Annotated in this window: 20 protein-coding genes; 11 read left to right on the top strand and 9 right to left on the bottom strand. The window is 67.2% G+C overall.

Features of this window, described 5'->3' with window-relative positions; all coding sequences use genetic code 11:
* Positions 1–35: 35 nt before the first annotated feature.
* Positions 36–4,841: a putative Ig domain-containing protein gene (locus ACCQ05_RS21725; protein WP_372394227.1), complete on the bottom strand. Its 4,806-nt coding sequence runs from the start codon at positions 4,839–4,841 to the stop codon at positions 36–38.
* A 492-nt stretch (positions 4,842–5,333) separates the two neighbouring features.
* Between ACCQ05_RS21725 and ACCQ05_RS21730 the strand changes: the two genes are divergently transcribed.
* The 4 genes from ACCQ05_RS21730 to ACCQ05_RS21745 all read left to right on the top strand — a co-directional run bounded on the left by ACCQ05_RS21730 (position 5,334) and on the right by ACCQ05_RS21745 (position 7,635).
* Positions 5,334–5,885, top strand: coding sequence for a phage tail protein (locus ACCQ05_RS21730; RefSeq protein WP_104543687.1), 552 nt, complete (start codon positions 5,334–5,336; stop codon positions 5,883–5,885).
* Between the two features lie 67 nt (positions 5,886–5,952).
* Entirely contained in the window at positions 5,953–6,480 is a 528-nt protein-coding gene (locus ACCQ05_RS21735; RefSeq protein WP_372392491.1) for a phage tail protein, read from the top strand.
* Positions 6,481–6,540: 60 nt separating this feature from the next.
* Positions 6,541–7,077, top strand: coding sequence for a phage tail protein (locus ACCQ05_RS21740; protein WP_372392492.1), 537 nt, complete (start codon positions 6,541–6,543; stop codon positions 7,075–7,077).
* Positions 7,078–7,086: 9 nt separating this feature from the next.
* Positions 7,087–7,635: a GNAT family N-acetyltransferase gene (locus ACCQ05_RS21745; protein WP_372392493.1), complete on the top strand. Its 549-nt coding sequence runs from the start codon at positions 7,087–7,089 to the stop codon at positions 7,633–7,635.
* 169 nt (positions 7,636–7,804) lie between these two features.
* Here the strand turns inward: ACCQ05_RS21745 and ACCQ05_RS21750 are convergent, their stop codons facing one another.
* A complete protein-coding gene (locus ACCQ05_RS21750; protein ID WP_104543679.1) occupies positions 7,805–8,092 on the bottom strand; it encodes a DUF6916 family protein in 288 nt (95 codons plus the stop codon).
* Positions 8,093–8,471: 379 nt separating this feature from the next.
* Between ACCQ05_RS21750 and ACCQ05_RS21755 the strand changes: the two genes are divergently transcribed.
* The 6 genes from ACCQ05_RS21755 to ACCQ05_RS21780 are packed head-to-tail and all read left to right on the top strand — an operon-like array spanning position 8,472 to position 12,563.
* Positions 8,472–9,266, top strand: coding sequence for an ABC transporter ATP-binding protein (locus ACCQ05_RS21755; protein WP_104543677.1), 795 nt, complete (start codon positions 8,472–8,474; stop codon positions 9,264–9,266).
* Positions 9,266–10,015 carry an MlaE family lipid ABC transporter permease subunit gene (locus ACCQ05_RS21760; RefSeq protein ID WP_039441429.1) on the top strand — a complete coding sequence of 250 codons (750 nt, stop codon included), beginning with the start codon at positions 9,266–9,268 and terminating at the stop codon, positions 10,013–10,015. The genes ACCQ05_RS21755 and ACCQ05_RS21760 overlap by 1 nt, the downstream gene beginning before the upstream one ends.
* Before the next feature lie 8 nt (positions 10,016–10,023).
* Entirely contained in the window at positions 10,024–10,557 is a 534-nt protein-coding gene (gene mlaD / locus ACCQ05_RS21765; RefSeq protein ID WP_064507882.1) for an outer membrane lipid asymmetry maintenance protein MlaD, read from the top strand.
* The gene (locus tag ACCQ05_RS21770) at positions 10,554–11,216 is read left to right on the top strand and encodes an MlaC/ttg2D family ABC transporter substrate-binding protein (protein ID WP_372392494.1); all 663 of its coding nucleotides are present in this window, start codon (positions 10,554–10,556) and stop codon (positions 11,214–11,216) included. Before mlaD ends, ACCQ05_RS21770 begins: the two co-directional genes overlap by 4 nt.
* Entirely contained in the window at positions 11,206–11,499 is a 294-nt protein-coding gene (locus ACCQ05_RS21775) for an STAS domain-containing protein (protein WP_104543671.1), read from the top strand. Before ACCQ05_RS21770 ends, ACCQ05_RS21775 begins: the two co-directional genes overlap by 11 nt.
* Before the next feature lie 11 nt (positions 11,500–11,510).
* Positions 11,511–12,563 (top strand): MlaA family lipoprotein, encoded by a 1,053-nt coding sequence (locus tag ACCQ05_RS21780; protein ID WP_372392495.1) that lies wholly within the window; start codon positions 11,511–11,513, stop codon positions 12,561–12,563.
* 78 nt (positions 12,564–12,641) lie between these two features.
* On the opposite strand, the gene ACCQ05_RS21785 is transcribed toward ACCQ05_RS21780, so the two are convergent.
* The 6 genes from ACCQ05_RS21785 to ACCQ05_RS21810 all read right to left on the bottom strand — a co-directional run bounded on the left by ACCQ05_RS21785 (position 12,642) and on the right by ACCQ05_RS21810 (position 16,745).
* Positions 12,642–13,175, bottom strand: coding sequence for a hypothetical protein (locus ACCQ05_RS21785; protein WP_372392496.1), 534 nt, complete (start codon positions 13,173–13,175; stop codon positions 12,642–12,644).
* A gap of 66 nt (positions 13,176–13,241) precedes the next feature.
* Entirely contained in the window at positions 13,242–13,616 is a 375-nt protein-coding gene (locus ACCQ05_RS21790) for a hypothetical protein (RefSeq protein ID WP_228964476.1), read from the bottom strand.
* Positions 13,617–13,631: 15 nt separating this feature from the next.
* Complete coding sequence (locus tag ACCQ05_RS21795; protein WP_372392497.1) at positions 13,632–14,177, bottom strand: glutathione peroxidase; 546 nt, start codon at positions 14,175–14,177, stop codon at positions 13,632–13,634.
* 155 nt (positions 14,178–14,332) lie between these two features.
* On the bottom strand, positions 14,333–14,734 hold the full coding sequence (locus ACCQ05_RS21800; RefSeq protein ID WP_228964474.1) for a hypothetical protein: 402 nt from the start codon (positions 14,732–14,734) through the stop codon (positions 14,333–14,335).
* Positions 14,735–15,018: 284 nt separating this feature from the next.
* Entirely contained in the window at positions 15,019–15,171 is a 153-nt protein-coding gene (locus ACCQ05_RS21805; protein ID WP_506191532.1) for a hypothetical protein, read from the bottom strand.
* A gap of 41 nt (positions 15,172–15,212) precedes the next feature.
* The gene (locus ACCQ05_RS21810; protein ID WP_372394229.1) at positions 15,213–16,745 is read right to left on the bottom strand and encodes a DNA recombination protein RmuC; all 1,533 of its coding nucleotides are present in this window, start codon (positions 16,743–16,745) and stop codon (positions 15,213–15,215) included.
* Positions 16,746–17,064: 319 nt separating this feature from the next.
* On the opposite strand from ACCQ05_RS21810, the gene ACCQ05_RS21815 reads away from it, so the two are divergent.
* The gene (locus tag ACCQ05_RS21815) at positions 17,065–18,480 is read left to right on the top strand and encodes an amino acid permease (RefSeq protein WP_372392498.1); all 1,416 of its coding nucleotides are present in this window, start codon (positions 17,065–17,067) and stop codon (positions 18,478–18,480) included.
* 417 nt (positions 18,481–18,897) lie between these two features.
* On the opposite strand, the gene ACCQ05_RS21820 is transcribed toward ACCQ05_RS21815, so the two are convergent.
* On the bottom strand, positions 18,898–21,375 hold the full coding sequence (locus ACCQ05_RS21820; RefSeq protein ID WP_372392499.1) for a GH92 family glycosyl hydrolase: 2,478 nt from the start codon (positions 21,373–21,375) through the stop codon (positions 18,898–18,900).
* Positions 21,376–21,679: the final 304 nt, after the last annotated feature.

The following is a 21,679-nucleotide window of genomic DNA, read 5'->3' on the forward strand; positions in this document are numbered from 1 at the left end:
CAGTGGGTTGGCTTATTGCATGGCGCGCAGCGCGATCAGTAGGTCTTTTCCAGATTGATCATCCAGATCTGGTCGTTGCCACTGTCGCCATCGGTGATGCCGCGGTATTCCAGCCGCGTGGACAGGCCCTGCTCGGTCAACAATGCCGCGCCGATGCCCACCATCAGGCGATTGCGGTCGAATGCGGCCTGCCCGGTGCGGTAGAACGGACCGCCACTGAGATCGGCATAACTCAAGGTGGCATCGCCGCGGCCCTGGAAGTCGCGCTGATACTCCACGCGCAACTGCGGAGTGAACCGTCCCCAGGCCACTTCGCGGCGCCATTCCAGGCGCAGGCCCAGGTTGCCGGTGCTGGTGGCCACGTCCATGTCGGCATAGCGCAGTGCGAACGGCGCCACGCCCTGTTCGACATAGCCATCCAGCGTGGCACGTGCCACATCCACGCGCGCATACGGGGTGATCTGCAGCTCGCCGCGTTGCAGATCCGCGCCGGTGGACAGCGAGGCGATCCACTGCTTGCCGTCGCGGCTGCCTTCGGCCAGCGAGCTGTCGTCGGTGACGAAGCGGCGCAGGTCGTAGGACAGCAACTGGTAGCCCACCAGGGTGTCGAAGAACAACGCCTTGCCCGGATGGAAGCTGGCGTACAACGCCATGGTGTAGGCGGTGCCCCTCATGCGGCTGCCGCGCGTGCCCACATCGCTGTCGTCGCGGCCCCAGCCCAGGCCCGCACCGATCGCCAGCGACGGCGCCAGCCGGTAGTCGGCACCCACGCTCAGGCCATCGGTCTGGAAATCCACGCCGTTGCTGTTGGCCTGCCGGTTCAGGCTGCCGGAGCGGATCGCACCGCCGATCCACAGGCCCAGATCGCCCTGGCCCTGCGCACCGGTGCTGCTGCCTGCCGCCGCCGGCGCATCGCGGAAGTCGTTGTCGGCATCCTGCGTGTCCCGGCTGCACGGCTGGGCACTGATGCCGCGGTCGGCCTCGCGGCAATGCGAGGTGGGCTGGAAGCTCACCGCATTGCTGACGCCGCCGCCGCCGCGGTGGGTGGCTTCCAGACGGCGCTGGAAGTTGTCGATCTGCGCCCGCGCAAACCGCCGGGTGGACTCGGACTGCGCATCGATCAGGCCACGCACTTCCGCGTCCTGGCTCGGGTCGCGGCGCGGTGCGATGTTGAACACCACGCTGGCCGGGAGCGAGGTGGCAAATGCATTGGACAGGGTGAACTGCACCGTGGCCTGGCCGACGAAGGCCGGGTTGGGCGTAAAGGTCAGCACGAAGCTGGGCGGTTCGGCCATCGCGGTCGCCGCCGTCGATGGGCCGGACCCGCCCGCCGCCGAGGCGATGGCCGCACCGCCGACGCGGGTGATGCTGGCCGTACCCGCCGAGGCCGGCAGCACCGCGACCACCGCGGCGGCCACGAACGGCCCACCGGTGGCATTGCGGGTGATATCCACCTGCTGCGCTTCGCCAGGCACTGCCTCTGCGGTCACCGACACCGCCACCGGGCGGGCATTGACGGTGAGGGTCAGCGTGGTCGCCGCCGAGGTACCGCCCGCACCGGTGGCGGTATAGCTCAGCACGTCGGTGCCGATGAAGCCGGCGTTCGGGGTGTAGATCACCTGCAGGCCATCTACCACCGCGGTGCCGTTGGCAGGAGCGGCGGCAATGGCGATCGTGCTGATCGTGCCGGTGTCGTTGGCAGTCACCGCCACGCTCACTGCGGTGGCGTCCATGGTCACGGCGGTGTCTGCAACCGCCACCGGTGCGGCGCTGCCCACGGTGAAGGTGTAGGCCTGCGAGGCGCTGGCGGCACTGGCATCGGTCACGGTGATGGTGAACGTGCTGCTGCCTTCGGCGCTCGGCGTGCCCGACAGCGTGCCGTTCGGGGCCAGGGTCAACCCGGCCGGCAGGGTGCCGCTGCTCACGGTGAAGGTGTAGGGCGCCACGCCGCCGCTGACGGTCAGCGTCTGCGTGTAGGCGGTGCCGCTGACGGCCGGCGGCAGCGTGCCCTGCGCGATCACCAGCGTGGCCGTGTTGACGGTGAGCACATAGCTGCGCGATGCCTGCGCGGCCGGGCTGGGCGTGCTGTCCGAAACCGTCAGGGTGAAGTTGAAGCTGCCCGAGACCGTTGGCGTGCCGCTCAGCCCGCCGGTGGCCGCATCCAGCACGATGCCGGCCGGCAGGGTTCCGGCGGTCAGCGCATAGGTGTACGGCGCTGTGCCGCCGGTGGCCGGGGTGATCGCCGCCGTGTAGGCCTGCCCGGCGGTGCCGGCCGGCAAGGTGGAGGCCGGCAGTGCCAGGTTGGGGCCCGCCACCGTCAGCGCATAGGCCTGGGTGCCGGTGAAGGCGTTCGCGTCGGTGACCTGGACAGTGAAGTTGAACGTGCCTTCCACCGTTGCCGTGCCGGACAAGGTGCCGGTGCTGGCCAGCGTCATCCCGGCCGGCAGCGCGCCGCTGCTGATTGCATAGGTGTACGGCGCGGTGCCGCCGCTGGCGCTCAGGCTCTGGCTGTAGGCAGTACCGCGCGTGGCAGCCGGCAAGGTCGGCGGCGCGATGACCAGGGTCGGCGCGGCGATCGCCAGCGTATAGGCCTGCGTGGTGCCGAACCCGTCGGCATCGGTGGCGCTCACGCTGAAGGAGAAGCTGCCGGCCGCACCCGGGGTGCCGGACAGCACGCCGCCGCTGCTCAGGCTCAACCCGGGCGGCAGGGCGCCCGCGTTGAGCGCATAGCTGTACGGCGCATTGCCGCCGCTGGTGCTCAGCGTCTGGCTGTAGGCCGCGCCGAAGGTGCCGGCGGGCAACGTTGCCGGCGCGATGACCAGCGTCGGCGATACCACCGTCAGCGTATAGCTGCGGGTGGCCTGCGCGGCCGTGCCGGTGGTGCTGTCGGTGGCGGTGAGGGTGAAATTGTAGGTGCCGATCGTGGTGGACGCGCCACTGAGCGCACCGGTGGCGCTGTTGATGGCAATGCCCGCCGGCAAGGCACCGACGCTGAGCGTATAGGTGTATGGGGCGATGCCGCCGGTGGCCGGGTTGATGGCGGCGCTGTAGGCCTGGCCGCCAGTGGCGTTGGGCAGGGTGGTCGCCGGCAGGGTCATGGTCGGCGCCGCCACGACCAGGGTGTAGGCGCGGCTGCCGGAGGTCGGGTTACCGCTGTCGGTGGCGGTCACGGTGAAATTGAAGCTGCCGCTGCTGGTGGGCGTGCCCGATAGCACGCCAACGCTGCTCAGGGTCATCCCGGCCGGTAGCGCGCCGGCGGTGAGCGCAAACGTATAGGGCGCGGTACCGCCGCTGGCGAGCACGTTCTGGCTGTATGCCGTGCCCGCGGTGGCCGCCGGCAGCGAGGCCGGCGCGACGGTGACCACCGCATCGTCGTTGAGGATCGTCGCGGTGCCGGTGGCGCGGGCAATGCTCGCGTTGCTGGCTCCGGACAAGGCCAGGCTGAAGGTCTCGTCGGCTTCGACCGCAGTGTCGCCATTGATCGTCACTGCCACGCCCTGCGCGGTCGTCCCCGGGGCGAAGGTCAAGGTGCCGGAACGGGCGACGTAGTCGCTGCCGGCCGTGGCCGAGCCGTCGGCGGTGGCGTAGTTGACCGTGACGGTCTGGGCGCTGGGCGCGCTCAGACTCACCGTGAAGGTGAGGGTGGTCGTGCCGCTGTTGCCTTCGCTCACGCTGACGTCGTCGATCGACAGCGCCGGCACCGCATCGTCGTTGACGATGGTGCCCTGCCCTTGCGCATCGGTGATGGTCGCGCCGCTGACGTTGCTGACGTTGACGAAGAAGGTTTCGTTGGGTTCGTTGAGCGTGTCGCCATTGACCAGCACGATGAAGGTGGCGCTGCTGCTGCCGGCGGGAATGGTCTGCCCGGTCAGGCTGGAGGCCACGTAATCCACGCCCGCGCTGGCGGTGCCGTCGGCGCTGGCGATATCGAAGCTGACGCCACCGCTCGGCGCTGGCTGGCTCAGCGAAACGGTGAAGGTCGCGTTGGTGGTGCCGGCGTTGCCCTCGTTCACCGACACGTCGTTGATGCTCAACGCAGGCTGGTCGTCGTTGAGGATGGTGCCGGTGGCGCTGGACGGCGAGCCCACGGTATAGCCGGTGCCAGCGCTGAGGCCGATCAGCACCGTCTCGTCGGGCTCGACCGTGCTGTCGGCAGTGGGATTGATCGTGATCGTGCCGGTGGTCTGCCCGGCCGCAATCACCAGCGGGGAGCTGACGGCCGCATAGTCGGTGCCCGAGGTCGCGGTGCCGCCCACGTTGAAGCCGACCGAGACAGCCGACACGGGCGCCTGACTCAGGGTAACGGTGTAGACCAGGTTGGTGGCGCCATCTTCGCTGACGCTGGCCGGCGACACGCCAATGCTGGCGGTCGGGAAATCGTCGTTGACGATGGTGGCGGTGGCGCTGGACGGGCTGCCCGGTGAATAGCCGGTGCCGGCAGCGACGGTAAAGGTCACCGTCTCGTCCGCCTCCACCGTCGCATCGGCGATCGGGGTGACGCTGAAACTGGCGGAGGTAGCATTGGCAGGGACCACGACGCTGCTCACCGCGCCGGAGTAGTCGGTGCCGCTGGTGGCGGACCCGCTGCGGGTCAGGTTCACCGTCGTGGGCGAGCTGTTGGTCTGGCTCAGCGTCACCGTGTAAACGAACGGGGTGCCGCTATCCTCGTTGGCGCTGGCGGGAGAGACCGCGATGCTGGCTTGACGCGAGGGGTTGATGGTGATGTTGAAGACGACCTGATTGCCGTCCTCATCGCCAAGGGTGAACGTGTCTGACGTCGCACCATCCCCGTTGTTGGTATAGGTCACCTGCTCGGTGCTGTCGGGATTCTGGCCAGGCAGGCTGTAGCTGCCATGCGACGGAGAGACGTTACCGGTCTGCATGCCGAAGTCCGATGGCCCATCGCAGTCGCCGACCTCGAAAGTCACCGAGCCGCCCGAGTTGATGGTCGCGCTTTTGGGAGACGGGCAGTAGACGGCGAGCGCAGCCTGAGAGGTCGCCAACAACACCAGCGCCGTCAGCCACTGCAAGGCCAGGCGCACGCCGCGTGCCGCGGTGCAATTCATAGACATTCGATGATCCCCTGGAAACACGCCACCCCGCTGGCGCTGGCAACAGTCCTGGTGCCTCAGATCAGTGCGTCATTCATGCCTTTGAAGGCATATCCGCGCTGCGGCGCCATTGAAACAGGAACTGACTGCCAGTTAAAGAACAAAAAATTAATACTTCATTCCAGTTTTGATGCATCGCGGCTTGCTGTGTGTGGGTCCGGCCGGTATGTGTAGGGCTGCTCCTGGCATGAGGCCGGGGGTTTATCTACTCGGGAGAGCTGGATGAGCGAGTTCTTCATCGGTCAGATCATGCTGACCGGCTTCACCTATGCGCCGAAGTATTTTGCGCAGTGCAACGGGCAGTTGCTGCCGATCAATCAGAACCAGGCCCTGTTCAGCCTGCTGAGCACCCGTTACGGCGGCGATGGCAAGACCACCTTCGGCCTGCCCGACATGCGCGGCCGCACGCCCATCGGCTACGGGCCGTCGGTGGATCCGGCATGGCAGCCACCCGCCGCGCCGATCGGCCAGAGCGCCGGCGCGGAGAACGTGACGCTGGTGGGCGACAACCTGCCCCCGCACCTGCACATACTCGATTGCAGCAGCGGTAACGGCGACAACCGCGCTCCGACCGGGCGCCTGTTTGCCAACAATGTCGTCAGCCCGGGGCCGGGCACGCCGCACGCACTGTATGCCGCACCCGGCACGATGGTGCCGCTGGCCCAGTCCACGATCGCCAGCAGCGGCGGCAATCAGGCGCACCCGAACCTGCAGCCGTACACCACGCTGAATTTTTGCATCGCGCTGTCCGGCATCTTCCCCTCGCGCAACTAGGCGTCTCCGCATTCGGGCGCAGGGCGCGTTGTCGGCGCGCGGCGCTTCATCGACCAGGAAGGACTACATGGGCACTCCATTCATCGGCGAAATCCGCATGTTCGGCTTCGGCCGTACTCCTCAGGGCTGGCAGGCATGCGACGGCACCCTGCTGCAGATCTCCGAATACGAGCCGCTGTACCTGCTGCTCGGCACCACCTACGGCGGCAATGGCACAAGCACCTTCGGCGTACCGGACCTGCGCGGTCGTCTGCCGATCCACCAGGGCCAGGGGACTGGATTGAGCAACTATGTGCTGGGCCAGCGCGCCGGCACCGAGACGGTGACATTGATCGACCTGCAGATGCCGGCGCATACGCATACCGCCCAGGCCACCACGGCGGCAGCCACCGCGACAGCGCCTGCCGGGCTGGTGCCGGGAGCAGTCGATGGCGGTCTGTTCTATGCCACTAATCTGACCGGCGCCACCCAGGTGACGATGTCCGCGCAGAGCACTTCGTTCGCCGGCGGCAGCCAACCGCACAGCAACGTCATGCCGACGCTGACGGTGCAGTACTGCATTGCCACCACCGGCATCTTTCCGCAGCAGGCCTGATCCCATGCGCCGCACCGACCCGGCTGCGGTATGCATCCCCACCATCGGAGAAACCCGCTCATGACCGAACCCTATATCGGCGAAATCCAGCTGTTCGGCTTCGACTACAACCCCTATGGCTGGGCATTTTGCAACGGCGCCGTGCTGCCGGTCGCGCAGAACACCACGCTGTATTCGCTACTGGGTGTGGCCTACGGCGGCAACGGCAGCAGCACCTTCCAGTTGCCGAACTTCTGCGCACGCGCCGGTTGTGAGCAGGGCCAGGGGCCTGGCCTGAGCCCGCATCCGCTGGGCAGCAACTTCGGCTCCGCCTCGGTGAGCCTGCAGCAATCGCAGATCCCGATGCATCAGCACGGAGTGAACGCGTTCTCGCAAGCCGACGCGACCAAGCGGACCGGCACACCCGCCAGCGGCGCGGCCCTGTCGTCGCTGAACATCAACAACGAGCGGCCGTTCCTGGCGGTCGCGCCCGACAAGCAGTTTTCCCCGACCATGCTGCTGCCCACCGGCAATGGCCTGCCGCACGAGAACCGGCAGCCCTATCTGGCGGTGAATTTCTGCATCGCGCTGCAGGGCGACTACCCGGTGTTCAATTAGGCGATGCCAATGCCTGGGCGCGTTACGCAGGCCAGCGCGCCATCGCGTCTGTGCGCAAACGCACCCGCCGCAGCGGGGCTTGAACTGCGGCCGGAGCAGCCCACCGATATCACGTGGCTGGAAGATCTCTACGCCAGCACCCGCAGCGACGAGCTGGCGCCGGTGCCGTGGCCGGAAGCGACCAAGCGCGCCTTCCTGCAGCAGCAGTTCGCCCTGCAGCGCGCGCATTACCGACAGCATTTTGCCGGTGCCGAGTTTTCGATCGTGCAGGTGGAAGATCTGCGGATCGGCCGCCTGTACCTGCACCGCGCTGCCACGCACCTGACAGTGGTGGATATCAGCCTGCTGCCCGAGTGGCGTGGCCGGGGCATCGGCTCGCAGCTGATCGTCCACGCGCAGGCACTGGCACGCGAGGCCGGATGCACGGTGTCATTGCACGTGCTGCACGCCAATCCCGCCGCCCAACGTCTGTATGGACGCCTGGGATTCGTTGCGGGCGACAGCACCCAGACGCACCTGCAGATGCATTGGCACCCCAGCGATCACCCGCCTGCTTGAGAGCGCCAGGTTGGGCCTGCCCAATCCGGAAGAAGCCTGCAAAACGTCGTGAGCAGTGGGCGGGTGGGCGTGGACGGCGCGCCCAGCACCGGAGCGTGGACTGGTCCGAGCACCGAGCGCATCCGCCTGGCGGCTGCGTAGTCGCTGTGTCAGCCGTTCCAGGGCGCGCTCAGTTGAAGACGGCCTGATACAGAAACCCGTCGCGCTCGCGTGCCACCGGCACCAGAAAGATACCGATCTCGCCCAGCCGCGCGTGACGCATCTGATAGGTTTGCTGCGGAAACAGGAACGCCGACCCATTGCGGAACAACAGCGAGAACGGCGCGCGTTGCGAACGACGTGCGTTCTGCAAGGGCCGCGCTTCCACCAGGACGAACGGAACCTCGCCATCATTCAATGCGGCGGCGAAGGTCTCGTTGACGCTGCCGGCGAAATGTTCAAGCGTCAACAACTCCATGGAGGACTCCTGGGCGACGAGGTAGCGTAGATCCTCGCGTCTTGTCGCTTGTCCCACAAGATGTCGGAACCGGCAACGCGACACACTCGACAGATCACAGCGTCCAATGCTCAGGCGGCACAGGACGATCGCGGGCGCATCGAAGTCGATATGCACCATCGCGGGGGCTTCGATCGCGCGCCCCACTGCTCCCTACTACGGCGTACGTTGCGCGCGTGGATCAGAGCGGATGCGCTACGGGACACGCTGTTACGCAGATCGCGCCATCTGCGCCCACATCGCAGGCCCGGCGAATGCGACAATACTGCACGCCACGGTTCGGTTATGTTCAGCCGTGTGACGGCTACTCTATCGCGTTGGAATTCTGTTAAAGGCTTCGATGACGGCGTCCGCTTCCCCTGTCGTGCAATTGTCCGGCGTCCGCATCGATCGCGGCGGGCGCGCGATTCTGCGTGATGTCTCGCTGCAGGTGCCGCACGGCAGCATCACCGCCGTGCTGGGTCCGTCGGGAAGCGGCAAGTCCACGCTGCTGGCTGCATTGACCGGCGAACTGCGCCCGGTGGCCGGCAGCGTGACCTTGTTCGGCAATCCCATCCCGCACGGCAGCCGCGCGCTGCTGGAGATGCGCCGCAATGTCGGCGTGCTGTTGCAGGGCAATGGGCTGTTGACCGACCTGAGCGTGGCCGACAACGTGGCATTGCCGCTGCGCACGCACACGCGCCTGCCGGCGCCGGTGCTGCAGCGCCTGGTCCAGATGAAGCTGCACGCGGTGGGCCTGCTCGCCGCCGCCGATGCCTGGCCGCGCGAGTTGTCCGGCGGCATGGCGCGGCGTGTGGCCTTGGCGCGCGCGCTGGCGCTGGACCCGCCCTTGATGATCTACGACGAGCCGCTGACCGGGCTGGACCCGATCGCCTCGGGCGTGATCATGAGCCTGATCCAGCGCCTCAACGACAGCCTGGGCCTGACCAGCATCATCGTCAGCCACCATGTGCACGAGACGCTGCCGATCTGCGACCAGGCGGTGGTCATCGCCAACGGCGGCATCGTGTTCGCCGGCACGCCCGAACAGCTGCAGGACAGCACCGACCCGTTGGTGCAGCAGTTCCTGCACGGGCAGCCGGATGGCCCGATCGCCTTCGATGCCGCGCCGCGGCGCGACCGGAGTGCTGCCTGATGGCCTTCGCCGACTCGATTCGCGCCTTCGGTCGCGCCGGGCTGTTTTCGTTGACCGTGCTGCGCGGCTCGTTGCCCACGCGCGATTTCATCGCCGAGCTGGTGCGCGAGATCTACAAGGTGGGCGCGCGTTCGCTGCCGATCATTGCGGTGGGCGGCGCCTTCGTCGGCCTGGTGCTGACACTGCAGGGCTACCGCACGCTCACCACCTACGGTGCATCGGACGCGCTGTCCACGCTGCTGGGGCTGTCGCTATACCGCGAACTGGCGCCGGTGCTGACCGCACTGTTGTTCATCGGCCGTGCCGGCAGCTCGATCGCCGCCGAGCTCGGCCTGATGCGCGCCACCGACCAGATCAAGGCGCTGGAGCTGATGGCCATCGATCCGGTGGCCAAGGCAGTGGCGCCGCGCTTCTGGGCGGCCGTGCTGACGGTACCGCTGCTGACCGGCGTGTTCTGCTCGCTGGCCATCACCGGCGGCTACTTCGAAGCGGTGCACGTGCTGGGCATCGACAATGGCACGTTCTGGTCCGGGCTGAGCAACAGCGTCGACTTCTGGGACGACTTCGGCGTGGCGATGCTCAAGTCGGCGATCTTCGGCGGCACCGCCGCGCTGGTGGCCGCCTATGTGGGCTTCCATGCCGAGCCGACCATCGAAGGCACCTCGATCGCCACCACCCGCGCAGTGGTGAACGCCTCGCTGCTGGTGCTGATGTTCAACTTCGTCCTTTCTGCAATGTTGTTCAGGTGAGATAGCCCATGGCCATGCGTGGACCACGACTCGAATTCGCCGTCGGCGCCTTTTTGCTGCTGACCCTGGCCTCGCTGCTGGTACTGGCAGTGGCCTCGACCAACCAGCGCTGGGGTTTCGGCTCCAGCCAGTACACCCTGATCGCGCGCTTCAGCCAGATCGGCCAGCTGCGTGCGCAGGCGCCGGTGAAGATCGGTGGCGTGACCATCGGCAAGGTGTCCGACATCAGCCTGGATCCGACCAAGTTCGATTCGGTGGTCACGCTGTCGCTGGACACCAAGTACAAGGACCTGCCTGCCGACACCTCGGCCGGCATCTTCACCAGCGGCCTGCTGGGCGAGAGTTATATCGGGTTGCAGCCGGGCGGCGACCCGGAAACGCTCAAGCCGGGCGAAGAGATCGGTTTCACCCAGCCGGCGGTGGATCTGCTGCAGCTGGTCGGCAAGTACATGTTCAGTGGCGGCGGTGATAAATCCGCTGCAGACGGTCAGGCCGCCCCGCCTGCCCAGCCCGCTTCTCCCTCTACGGAACCGCACCAATGAAGACCATCCTGCTCTCCGCCGTCCTGGCCTCGACCCTGCTGGTGTGCGCACCGGCCACCGTGCTGGCGCAGCCGGCCGCCGCCAGCGCGCCTGCGCAAGGCGCGGCCACCAAGACCGTCATCGACAGCAGCACCCGCATCCTGAGCACGCTGGAACAGCGCCGCGCCGAATTCCGCAGCAACCCGGCCGCGCTGCGTCAGTACATCGACGGCGAATTGAACAAGGCCTTCGACCGCGACTACGCCGCACGCCTGGTTCTGGGCGTGCACGGTCGCGGCGCCTCCGATGCGGACATCAAGCTGTTCGCCGATGCCATGGCCGACAACCTGATGCAGCGCTACGGCACCGCGCTGCTCAACTTCGAAGGCAAGCCGACCTTCCGCGGCAAGTCCGAAACCGCGCTGCCGGGCAACCGCGGCGTCAAGGTGTCCACCGATCTGCTGCGTGCCGGCAACGACCCGACTCCGGTCGACTACCTGATGCGCAATGTCGGCGGCCAGTGGAAGATCTTCGACGTGATGATCGAAGGCATTTCCTACGTGCAGACCTTCAAGACCCAGTTCGATGGTCCGCTGCGCGAAAAGGGCATCGCCAAGGTTGCCGCAGACCTGCGCAGCGGCAGCATGCAAGTCGGCGCGGCGCCGACCAATGGCAAGTAACAGCCCGGTGCAGCGCAACGGCGACACGCTGGTGGTGACCGGCGTGCTCGACCGTGCAGCGGTCACTGCGGCCTGGCCGCAGGCGATCGCGCACCTGGATGGCGTGCGCACGCTGGACCTGTCGGGTGTACAACGTCTGGACAGTGCCGGCCTTGCGATGCTGGCCGAACTGGCCGCGCGCCTGCGCGGCGCAGGCCCTGCAGCGGTGGTGGGCGAGGCGTCCGGCCTGGACGACCTGCGTGCCGCCTATCGCCTCTCCCCCACTCTCGATTTCCAGGCCTGAGCGCCACACACATGAAACAGTTCCGTCCCCTCCCCCTGCTGGCCTGCCTGTTGCTCGGCGCCTGCGCCAGCCAGGCGCCGAAGTCCGCGCCGCCCTCCTCGGCCAGTCGCGACACCGCACCGAGCGCGCAGGCGCCGGTCCGCGACGATTCCGCAGTGACCGCGCAACCGGTCGCGGCCGGGTTCGCCGCAGCCGACGCGCCACCGGCCGCAGTGGCACCAGCCGATCAGGCTGGCGCCAGTGCCGATGCGGCGCCCGCCGGCGCCCCCACCGCCGCCGAGGACGACTTCGACGCGCTGTACGGCCCCACCATCCCGCAGGCCGGCACCAACGGCGCTGCCGCGCAGCCGGGCGCCGCACCGGCCTACGACCCGTGGGAGCGCTACAACCGCGGCATGCACCGCTTCAACCTGGCGGTGGACCGCGGCGTGGCGCGTCCGTTGGCGACCGCCTACACCAAGGTGGTGCCGGGTCCGGCGCGGCTGGGCGTGACCAATTTCTTCGACAACCTCGGCACGCCGCTGACCATGGTCAACCAGCTGCTGCAGGGCCACCCGATCTTCGCGGCGCAGTCGCTGGGACGCTTCGTGATGAACTCCACGCTGGGCATTGCCGGGCTGTTCGACCCGGCCAGCGCGGCGGGCATTCCGCGCCGCAGCGAGGACTTCGGCCAGACCCTGGGCGCGTGGGGCTGGCGCAATTCGCGTTACTTCGAGCTGCCGCTGTTCGGTCCGCGGACCGTGCGCGATACCTTCGGCCTGGGCGGCGACATTCCGCTGTCGTGGGTGCGCCAGGTCGACGACGGCGGCGCGCGCTTCGCGCTGCAGGGCCTGCAGCTGGTGGATACGCGCTCGCAGCTGATGTCGCTGGACTCGCTGCGCGACCAGGCACCGGACGAATACGCGCTGACCCGCGACGCCTGGATGCAGCGCCGCAATTACCAGATCGTGCGCGACCTGCGCAGCCATCGCGAGCAGAACAACGAACTGCCCGACTATCTGCGCGAAGACAAGGACAGCACGGTGCCGGTAGATGCGATGCCGATTCCGAGCTGGGTGCGTTGATCGGCCGAGTTTGCGTGTTTTACTGAAGATAGGAAGAAAAAGCCGGGGATCGCTCCCGGGCTTTTTTGTGCGCTGTCTTCATGAGCCTTGGGGTGGGGACGGCGGGGGCGGCGGCAGTTGCAGCACCGTCCTGGCGGCAATCTCGCGCGGAGGGAAGTCCTCAGGCAGGGCATGCACACCGTAGATGGCGCGAATCACCGGCAATATCAGCATCGACTGCAGCGAAGCGGTCTTTCTTTCCGGGTTGTAGAGGTCTTCGATCTCGAAAAGTGAGGCGTCCCCACCCACCAGTTCAATCGTGTCACCCGTCGCACGGGTCGCGATCAGGTAGTGACGCCCGACGACCAGCTTGACCGCACCGCACAATACGCTTGAAAACTGTATGTTCACGAGCCGAGTCGGATCGCCATAAAGATTCTGCACAAGCGCGATCTTGCCCTCCACCCAAGCGGAGTGTGCACCAAGCCAGAAGTCTTCGCGCCGATATCGCGCCTGATCCAAACGAAAGATGAAGACGCTGGTGGCGTGCTCCAGGGATTGCTCAAATGTTGGATGAGCGGGTATGGAACATGCATTTACTTGACCTGCCGCGATGCCAAGCAACACGGCCATGACGGTGCTGCTAATGCGTCGCATATTTAGGCTCTGCATAGAAATCCGAACGAATGATGTTGTTGGTCATAGTCGAGCCGCGACATAGGCCGCCAGAATCGCCTTCTGCAGTTCCGGCGGCAGCTTCGCATAGTCGTCCGCACGGTCCTGGAATTTGTCTGAAAGTGTGGTGGACAGATCAAAGCCATCCAGCACTGCAGCGATTACCAGTAGCGTGCACACCGCAAACTCACGTGCGTGGCCCGGCACAAGCGTGTGAGCGCCCAACTCGACGACTTCGTACGGATACCAATCTTTGCCCGGCTCGAACCGGCCACCGCGCGCAATTACGGATGCGAGCGCCCGTGAATGCCGCTCTGCGTCCTGTCCATAATCGCGCTGGGCAATGAAGCGCACTTCGTCAGGCGTCAGTGACTGCAGCAGTGCCGCCAATGTTGGCACTGACTCCGCCACGGACTACGCAGCCAGCGCCGCATCCACCGCCGCACGCAGGCGGGCATCGTCTGCCGGCACATCCGGAGCGAAGCGGTCGATGACGGTGCCGTCGCGGCCGACCAGGAATTTCTCGAAGTTCCACAGCACACCCGGCGCGGGGTTGGGTGCGATGCCGTAGCCGGCGAGCTTCTCGCGCATCGGGCCGTCGCCGGTGGCCTGCGGGCGTGCGCTGGTCAGTGCCTGGTACAGCGGATGGGTGTCGGCGCCGGTGACGGCGATCTTGGAGAACATCGGGAAGGTGACGTCATAGGTGAGCTGGCAGAACTGGGCGATCTCCGCTTCGCTGCCGGGCTCCTGGCCGTTGAAGTCGTTGGCCGGAAACGCCAGCACTTCCAGGCCCTGCGCCTGTTTATCGCGATACAGCGCTTCCAGACCTTCGTACTGCGGCGTCAGTCCGCACTTGGAGGCCACGTTGACCACCAGCAGCACCTTGCCGCGATAGTCGGCCAGGGTGGCGGGTTCGCCGTCGATGCGGGTCACGGGAATATCGTGGATGCTCTGGCTCATCGAAGTGGCCTGCCTGGATGGAGCGCCAGAGCATAAACCGCGCACGCCAGCGATGCAGCCCGCCAGGTCGGTCGATCAGCGCGGCGGCAAAACGCAGGGGCAGGACAGCGACGGCCTGGCGATGATGGTCCCGTGGCATCTACGACTCGAGGTCTTCAATCGATGCACAGCGCCGCCTGGCCCTTGCCGCCGACCACCTCCTGGCGGCAGCCGAAGCGATCGCTGTCGCGCTGGCAGGTGCCGGTGGTGGCGGTGCCGGTCGGCACGATGCTGGTGGCCAAACAGTCGCCATCGCAGTCGGCGTTATCGCTGCAGGTCTTGCCGGCATCGGCGTACGGCACGATGCAGCGCGGACTCTGCATGCGTCCCACCGGGCGCACCTGGCCGCCCCTGGCAGCGCAGTCGGCAGCGTCCGTGGATGCCGATGCCGCGTGCGCGGATGCGGGTGCGGATGCAGGGGTCGCGCCCGCCGCCAGGGACGGTTGCGTGGTGGGCGCATTGCTGCAGGCGGCCAGCAGCAGTGCGGACACTGCCACGTACATCCATCGGCTCGACATGTGGATCTTCTCTTTGAACAGGGAGTGCGCCAAGCATCGCGACCGCTGCGTCAGCGTGGCGTGCTCGGGGTGGGTGGGTTCGTCTTCCAGCGTGCAGGACCGTGCCTGGACGCGATGATGGGTGGTCGGGAAGACCTCCTCGCGCCCCGGGGCGCTGCTACGCAACGTCGGTAGGATGCAGGGCCTTGCCGATCACACGTCCTGCGGCCGGCCATCACGACGGCGATCACCTGCAGTGATGCCGCAGCACAATGCCCTGCGTCGCGCAGATGCCGTCTTGTCGCTCATCGTGCAAAGGCTCTTTGCGGGTCGAATGCGGTGCCGGATTTGAGCACGCCGTAGACCAGATGCAGCAGCTTGCGCATGGCGGCGCAGACGACCTGCTTGCCGTGTTTGCCGCGTGCCTGCAGGCGCGGGTTCGGGTTTGTCGGGGGCATCCGATGCGGTCACGCTCCACATCGGCGCACTGCCAGCGTCCTCATTCCTGCTCGTCGCCGGCCTCGTCATCGCTGCTGCCGGTGTCGTCGTTGCCGGCGATATCGAGCAGGCCTTGCGATTGTTCGCTGGCCAAGGTCTCCACCCCGCGCAGGCGGCGCTCGATGGTGCGGGTCTTGCGACTGGCCTCGCCCAGGCTCTTGCCGACGGTGCCGATCTGCCGCTCGGCTTTTTCGAGGATGCCGGCGAACTTGCCGAACTCGCTCTTCACCGCGCCCAGCACCTGCCAGACCTCGCTGGAACGCTTCTCGATCGCCAAGGTGCGAAAGCCCATCTGCAGGCTGTTGAGCAGGGCGGTGACCGTGGTCGGGCCGGCCAGCACCACGCGGTACTCGCGCTGCAGCAGGTCGACCAGGCCGGCGCGGCGAATGACTTCGGCGTACAGGCCCTCGGTGGGCAGGAACATCACCGCGAAATCGGTCGTCTGCGGCGGGCAGACGTACTTGTCGCTGATGGACTTGGCCTGCACGCGGATGGCGCGCTCCAGCTGCGCGGTCGACTGCTTGATCGCGTCCAGGTCGCCCTTCTCCTGCGCGTCGATCAGGCGTTCGTAGTCCTCGCGCGGAAACTTGGCGTCGACCGGCAGCCACACCACCGTGTCCTCGCCACGCCCGGGCAGGCGGATGGCGAAGTCCACCGCTTCTGCGCTGTCGGGCTTGAGCCGTACGCCACGCGCGTACTGCTCCATCGTCAGCGTCTGCTCGAGGATGTTCTCCAGCTGCACTTCGCCCCAGCCGCCACGGTCCTTGACGTTGGTCAGCACGCGCTTGAGATCGCCCACGCCGGTGGCCAGCTGCTGCATTTCGCCCAGGCCGCGCTGCACCTGCTCCAGCCGCTCGGACACCAGCTTGAAGGAGGCATCCAGGCGGGTGTTGAGCGTGGTCTGCAGTTTTTCGTCGACCGTGGCGCGCATCAGTTCCAGCTTGCTGGCGTTGTCGCTCTGCAGCGCAGCCAGCTGCTGCTCCAGCGTGGCGCGCATTTCGCCGATGCGCAGCTCGTTGCGCTGGGTGAGTTCGCTCAGGCGCTGGCCCAGCGCGTCGGTGAAGCGCTGCTGCGACTGCCCGGCTTCGTCGCGACCCTTGCGCGCGTCCTCGGCCAGCGCTTGGCGCAGGGCGGCCATGTGGGTGTCGGTGCGCGCGATCAGTTCGGTCAGCTGCTGGCCGAACACGTGGATGCGGGTTTCCTGCTGCTGGCCGAAGCCATCGAGCTGGGTGCGTAGTTCGGTCAGCCGCGCGGTCAGCAACTCGCCGGTGCGTTGCTGGGCCTGGCTGCTTTCTTCGCGCGCCTTGCGGGCATCTTCGCCCAGCGCTTCACGCAATTGGTCCAGGCGTTGATCGGTGCGGGTGGACAGTTCGGTGAGATTGCGCGCGAAGGTTTCCAGACGGCTGTCCTGCTGCCGGGACAGGCCTTCGAGTTGCTCGCGCAATTCGCCGCGGCCGTCGCGCTGTTCGGCGCGCAGCGCCTGCTCCAGCCCGCTGGTGGAAGGACGCCGCAGCAGCAGGGCCAGCTGCAGCACCAGGACTGCGCATAGCAGCCCGAGAAGGATCAGGGATTCGGATGACATGCGGGCAGTGTAGCGGCGCTGGTCGCAAGGGCTGCGTCAGCGCGGTCCTGATCGCAAGGTGGGTTTACACCGCTGGGGCCGCTGTCGCAGCTGCGCGCGGCAGGCACCCGCCCATCGATGGCCTCCGGCGCGGGACGGAGCGGCCTCGGATCGGCATGCCCGGCAGCGCCGCCAGCGTCGTGGACACCGTGGCGCGTGACCTTGGACAGATAGCTTTGCTGCAGCGCGTTGGGCGACACTCGGGAATTCTTTTTGGTTCTTCGAGGTTCGCATGTCGTCTTGGCTACGGCGCAAATCCATCGACCAGGTCACCGTGCACGAGGCCGGGCGGCAGCTGGTGCGCAGCCTGAGCTGGCCGCATCTGATCGCACTGGGCATCGGCGCCATCGTCGGCACCGGCATCTACACCTTGATCGGCGTCGGTGCCGACAAGGCCGGCCCGGCGGTGCTGCTGTCCTTCGTTGCCGCCGGCATCGTCTGCGCCTGCGCGGCGCTGGCGTATGCGGAGATGGCCACGATGATGCCGGCCGCCGGCAGCGCCTATACCTACAGCTACACCGCACTCGGCGAGAGCATCGCCTGGGTGGTGGGCTGGAGCCTGGTGCTGGAATATTCGCTGGTGGTCAGCACGGTGGCGGTGGGCTGGTCCGGCTACTTCGTCGGCTTCCTGCAATGGCTGGGAGTGGAACTGCCACAGACACTGATTGCCGGGCCGCATGCCGGCGGCATCGTGAACCTGCCGGCAGTGGTGATCACCTTCCTGGTGGCCGGCCTGCTGATGGCCGGCACCAAGGAAAGCGCCACGCTCAACGCGGTACTGGTAGTGCTGAAGATCATCGCGCTGGGCGTGTTCGTGGCCATCGCCTTGCCGACGTTCAACAGCGCCAATCTGCAGCCGTTCATGCCGTACGGCTTCTCCAAGGCGATGGGGCCCGATGGCGTGGAGCGCGGGGTGATGGCGGCTGCGGCCATCATCTTCTTCGCGTTCTACGGCTTCGATGCGATTTCCACCGCGGCCGAGGAAACCAAGAACCCGGGGCGCGATCTGTCGATCGGCATCGTCGGCTCGATGATCGGCTGCACGCTGATCTACGTGCTGGTGGCGCTGGCGGCGGTGGGTGCGATGAGCTTCACCGTGTTCGGCAAGAGCCCGGAGCCGCTGGCGCTGATCCTGCGCGAGCTGGGCCACGGCGAGGCGGCGCTGGTGATCGGTGCGGTGGCGATCATCGCGCTGCCGACCGTGCTGCTGGCGTTCCTGTACGGGCAGAGCCGCATCTTCTTCGTGATGTCGCGCGACGGGTTGTTGCCGCGCGGCTTGTCCAAGGTCAATGCGCGCACCGGCACGCCGGTGGCGATCACGCTGTTCACCGCGGTGCTGGTGGCGGCATTGGCCGGTGTGGCGCGGCTGGACGAGATCGCCGCGCTGGCCAATGCAGGCACGTTGGCAGCGTTCACGGCGGTGGCGGCCTGCCTGTTGGTGTTGCGCGTGCGCGAGCCTGGCCGCGCGCGCGCGTTCCGCACACCGCTGGCCTGGGTGGTGGGGCCGGTGGCGATCGGCGGCTGCCTGTATCTGTTCTGGAGCCTGCCCGCCAAGACGCAGGGGTGGTTCCTGCTGTGGAATGCGCTGGGCGTGGTGGTGTATCTGGCGTACGGGCGGCGCAATAGCCGGTTGAACCAGGCGGGGTGAGGCGCGAGGTCCCCCTCGCCCGCGGGAGAGAGGCTTTCAGAACACCGCAGCAATGCCAGCACTCCCTTCTCCCGCTGGGACATTGTCCCCCTTCATGGGGGAGAAGGTGGCGCATAGCGCCGGATGAGGGACGCCTCGGACATGCAGCACGTGCCTGCGATGACGAACGCTTCGCGACGCGCCTTCAAGAATGAAGCGATGTAGGCGAGCTGTACCCTTTCCCCCCGGGAGAACGGACCAAGCCTGGTGTCATCCGGCTTGGCCAGTGGCTTCGCCCCGTACCCTTATCCGCCCCTTCGGGGCACCTTCTCCCAACGGGAGAAGGGAGCAACGAGCCCCTCTCTCCCGATGGGGGAGGGGCTCTCATCCGCCGGTCTGACGGATCAGGGCATCCGGCGGGTCAGGAGCACGTGCTGCTCACTGCGCTGCTGCAGGCGTGGCGCAGAACGAGGTAGGCAATGCGTCCGCTTGGGTGCCCCAGCCTTGGGTCGGGGCGCGGTTGGTGAGCGCAAACGACAACGTGCCGCCCTGCTGCAACTGCGCCCAATCCAGGAATACCTGCGGCTGCGGTTTGCCGTTCAGGCGCACGCCTTCCACGTACTGCAGCGCGCGGCCGTCGGCGCCGGGGGCATCGATGCGCAGGCGCCTGCCATTGCCCAGGTCCAGCGTGGCGCGTTTGAAGCGCGGGGTGTGCAGCAGGAATTGCCCGCTGCCCGGCACCGCCGGATACAGCCCGAGCGCACTGAACAGATACCAGGCCGACATCGTGCCGAGGTCGTCGTTGCCGGTGACGCCATTGGGCGCGTTGGTGAACAGCTGCTGCGCGGCGCGCACCACGGTGGCGGTCTTCCACGGCTGGCCGATCAACGTGTACATCCACGGCGCATGCAGGTCCGGTTCGTTGTTGGGGTTGTAGCGGTACTGGTTGTAATAGCTGTACGGGCCGACCACCCAGTGCGAGCGCGCGCCGTTGAGCGGGTCCTTGAGCAGGTCGTCGTAGGCGAAGAAGGTGTCCAGGCGTTTGCCTGCCTGTTCGCTGCCGTGCATGGCCTGCAGCATGCCGGGGATGTCCTGCTGCACCAGCCACTGGTATTGCCAGGCGGTACCTTCGTGGAAGCCGTGCTGCGAGCGTGGGCTGTACTGGTCGTTGGACGGCGCGTACCAGCTGCCGTCTTGCAGCCGCGGACGCGGGAAGCCGGCAAAACCGGTGTCGGCATCGCGCACGCTGGCGTCCCAGACGCGGTGCCAGTTGCCGCCGCGTTGGCGCAGCTGTGCGCTGTCCTGCGCATGGCCCAGCGCAGCGGCCATCTGCGCCAGCGCGCAATCGGCCAGCGCGTATTCCAGCGTGGCCGAGCCGCCGTGGTGCGGGTCCACGTCCATGCCCTTGGACGGAAACGCGCGGTCGTATTGCACGAAGCCATTGGCGAGATAACTCGCATTGCCCGAGCGCCCGGCGTGGCGCGAGTTGATCGGCGGTTGTCCAAAGGCGTTCTGGCGTAGCGCCGCATACGCGTCGGCTTCATTGCCCTGCAGCGCGCCGAAGCGCCACAGGTCGACCAGGAAGGGCGTGACCGGATCGCCGGTCATGATGTTGGTGTCGTAGTTGGCGTAACCCCAGCGCGGCAACCAGCCGCCCTGCTGATGGATGGCCAGCAGCGAGCGGCCGATATCGCGCGCACGTTGCGGGCGCAGCAGCGCCAGCAACTGGTTCTGCGAGCGATAGGTGTCCCACAGCGAGAAGTATTCGTAGTAGGTCCAGCCATCGGCGCGGTGGATGGCGTCGTCATAGCCGCGGTAGCGGCCATCGGCATCGCTGCCGGTGAGCGGTTGCAGTAGCGCGTGGTACAGCGCGGTATAGGCCACGCTGCGGTCATCGGTGCTGGCGCCCTCCAGCTGCAGGCTGGCCAGTTCCCGGCGCCAGGCCTGCTGCGCGCGTTGGCGCATCTGCTCCAGGCTCAGCGGTTTGCCGCCCTGCATGCCGTCGGTGCGCAGGTTGGTGCGGGCACCTTCGGCATCCACATGCGAGATGGCGCTGACCACGGTCACCGCACGCGCGTGTTTGCCGGTGCCCAGCGGAAAGCTGAGCCAGGCGCCATTGGGTTTGAGTTCGCCGCCCATGCCATGACGCGCGCCGGGCACGCCGCCGTCCTCGCCCCAGATGCCGTGCGCGGTGAACGGGCGATCGAATTCCAATCGAAACCAGGTGGTGTATTCGTGGCCGCCGCAGAAACTCTGGGTGACCAGCTTGCCTTCCACGACGCGGTCGCCGATCACCTGCACCTGGCTGCCGATCACCACATGGCGGTCGTTGGCCTGGGCCACGTTGACCAGCACATGGCCGGTGTCGGCGCCGGGTGCGAAGGTATAGCGCTCGGCCGCGGCGCGGGTGAGCGCGCTGGCTTCGGCATCGATGCCGCCGTAATCGGTGAGCCGCACCTTGTAGTAGCCGGCCTGGCCCACTTCGCCGTCGTGCGTGTAGCGCGCGGCATAGCGCTTCTGGTCGAAGGCCTTGGCATCGTTGGTGTCGAAGTCGCCGCCGGGGCCGATGCGGCCGGTCACCGGCAGGATCGACACCTGTCCGCCCTGCTCCCAGCAACCGGCACCGGACAGGAACGAATGCCCGAAGCCGCGGATGCTGGGGTCGTCGTAGCGCCAGCCGGCGTAGTGCGCGCCGATCGGGCTGACCTGGATCAGGCCGAAGGGTGCCGACGCACCGGGGAAGGTATTGCCGTCGTCCTTGCTGCCGATGAAGGTGTTGACCTGCGCCGGGTCCTGCGCAGCCAGCGGGGGTGCGATCAGCATGCCGAGCAGACACATGCCGGCGGCAGCGCGGCGCCACAGCGGCGTTGACGGAAGACGCGACCAGGCGCGATGGGAAGCAACGACAGGGAACATGCAGGACACCTCGGAGAGAGGGCGACCGAGGCCGCAGGTGGAATGACGCATGCCGGCCGCTGCAAGGTGCGTGGACCGGCACGCCAAGGGTGCGCGAACAACCACCAACCCCACAACACCCTCAGCAACAGATGGCGGCGAGGGCCGCTTGGGATCGGCAGGCACCGGCGTGGGCGTCCACTGCGGGCGCACCGCGCGCAGCCAGCGCTGCGCCGCAGCGTGGGAGTTGGTCGTCTTCGTGCAACCGATCGAACGATCGCGCGCGCTGCCAGCACACGGTGCGGCAACCACCGCGTGGATGACG

Origin of the sequence: Xanthomonas sp. NCPPB 3582 (assembly GCF_041475735.2) — a bacterium.
Lineage (GTDB): Bacteria > Pseudomonadota > Gammaproteobacteria > Xanthomonadales > Xanthomonadaceae > Xanthomonas > Xanthomonas codiaei.

What these genes read in the sequence shown, in the direction of transcription:
- ACCQ05_RS21730 (WP_104543687.1), top strand. Translation starts at nt 5,334, where the DNA reads ATGAGCGAGTTCTTCATCGGTCAGATCATGCTGACCGGCTTCACCTAT.
- ACCQ05_RS21735 (WP_372392491.1), top strand. Translation starts at nt 5,953, where the DNA reads ATGGGCACTCCATTCATCGGCGAAATCCGCATGTTCGGCTTCGGCCGT.
- ACCQ05_RS21740 (WP_372392492.1), top strand. Translation starts at nt 6,541, where the DNA reads ATGACCGAACCCTATATCGGCGAAATCCAGCTGTTCGGCTTCGACTAC.
- ACCQ05_RS21745 (WP_372392493.1), top strand. Translation starts at nt 7,087, where the DNA reads ATGCCTGGGCGCGTTACGCAGGCCAGCGCGCCATCGCGTCTGTGCGCA.
- ACCQ05_RS21750 (WP_104543679.1), bottom strand. Translation starts at nt 8,092, where the DNA reads ATGGAGTTGTTGACGCTTGAACATTTCGCCGGCAGCGTCAACGAGACC.
- ACCQ05_RS21755 (WP_104543677.1), top strand. Translation starts at nt 8,472, where the DNA reads ATGACGGCGTCCGCTTCCCCTGTCGTGCAATTGTCCGGCGTCCGCATC.
- ACCQ05_RS21760 (WP_039441429.1), top strand. Translation starts at nt 9,266, where the DNA reads ATGGCCTTCGCCGACTCGATTCGCGCCTTCGGTCGCGCCGGGCTGTTT.
- mlaD (WP_064507882.1), top strand. Translation starts at nt 10,024, where the DNA reads ATGGCCATGCGTGGACCACGACTCGAATTCGCCGTCGGCGCCTTTTTG.
- ACCQ05_RS21770 (WP_372392494.1), top strand. Translation starts at nt 10,554, where the DNA reads ATGAAGACCATCCTGCTCTCCGCCGTCCTGGCCTCGACCCTGCTGGTG.
- ACCQ05_RS21775 (WP_104543671.1), top strand. Translation starts at nt 11,206, where the DNA reads ATGGCAAGTAACAGCCCGGTGCAGCGCAACGGCGACACGCTGGTGGTG.
- ACCQ05_RS21780 (WP_372392495.1), top strand. Translation starts at nt 11,511, where the DNA reads ATGAAACAGTTCCGTCCCCTCCCCCTGCTGGCCTGCCTGTTGCTCGGC.
- ACCQ05_RS21785 (WP_372392496.1), bottom strand. Translation starts at nt 13,175, where the DNA reads ATGGCCGTGTTGCTTGGCATCGCGGCAGGTCAAGTAAATGCATGTTCC.
- ACCQ05_RS21795 (WP_372392497.1), bottom strand. Translation starts at nt 14,177, where the DNA reads ATGAGCCAGAGCATCCACGATATTCCCGTGACCCGCATCGACGGCGAA.
- ACCQ05_RS21800 (WP_228964474.1), bottom strand. Translation starts at nt 14,734, where the DNA reads ATGTCGAGCCGATGGATGTACGTGGCAGTGTCCGCACTGCTGCTGGCC.
- ACCQ05_RS21805 (WP_506191532.1), bottom strand. Translation starts at nt 15,171, where the DNA reads ATGCCCCCGACAAACCCGAACCCGCGCCTGCAGGCACGCGGCAAACAC.
- ACCQ05_RS21815 (WP_372392498.1), top strand. Translation starts at nt 17,065, where the DNA reads ATGTCGTCTTGGCTACGGCGCAAATCCATCGACCAGGTCACCGTGCAC.
- ACCQ05_RS21820 (WP_372392499.1), bottom strand. Translation starts at nt 21,375, where the DNA reads ATGTTCCCTGTCGTTGCTTCCCATCGCGCCTGGTCGCGTCTTCCGTCA.